We start from the raw sequence: 854 nt of genomic DNA on the forward strand, positions 1-854 counted from the left end.
GATGTGGCTGTGACGTTACCGCCGTTGACAACGATGAGGGTGTCTGTACCGTCGCCGCCGGTGATGCTGTCGCCCGCTTCAACTGTGTCAGCCAGGATGAAGGTGTCGTTACCTTTACCGCCGATGATGGAGACGTCTTGTGTCTGACCAGAGGTGTCTGCTTTACCGGTTGTGAAGATGCCGTTGCCCAGATTGATGGTCAGGTTGCCTGTGAATGCGGATGCGTCCACGGTCGCCAGACGACCGGAGGCTTGCAGGATGCCGCCCTGGTAGTTGACGGATTCGATGGTACCAACAGCGCCGTTGACGACGTTGGTGGTAGAACCGAGGTTCAGGTTGGTGTTACCAGTGATGATGACTTTACCGGCTGTGCCTGTGTCCATTGGCAGGTTCAGTGTGCCGATGAAGTTGTTGGCGCCAGTGCTGTTGACTGTGAGTGTTTCGTAGCCTGTGCCACCTACGCCATTGGCGGAGGAACCGGAGGTATTGCCACCGATGTTGACTGCACCCACTTGGACGTCGGAGAGGTTCAATGCACCGACGTTGGCACCTGTCAGTACGCCTGCACCGAAGGAGAATTCAACGACGCCAGCCTGGTTGGCGTTGGAGCTGGTGATGGACATGGTATCGAGAACAGACTTGATGTTTTCGATACGGGCATTGTTGGTACCTGCTGCGGAGGCGATACGGGAGATGTTGACGGCTTTGAGGCCGCTGGCATCTTGCAGATCGAGACCAGTCACTGCCAGGTTGGCACCCGCGGAGGATGATCCTGTGAAGGAGGCATTCAGCGTTTGGATGTTGGTCAGTTTTGGGGTGATGAGTGTGCCGCCGTTGTCGTTGGCATTGCCCAG

1 protein-coding gene is annotated in these 854 nt (G+C 56.8%); it reads right to left on the minus strand.

The features are described 5' to 3' along the window. A partial coding sequence (locus ACO0LK_RS26965; protein WP_422980603.1) for a hypothetical protein occupies nucleotides 1–854 on the minus strand: 854 nt, incomplete at both ends.

It is taken from the genome of Undibacterium sp. Ji49W (assembly GCF_049340205.1).
Classification (GTDB): domain Bacteria; phylum Pseudomonadota; class Gammaproteobacteria; order Burkholderiales; family Burkholderiaceae_D; genus Undibacterium.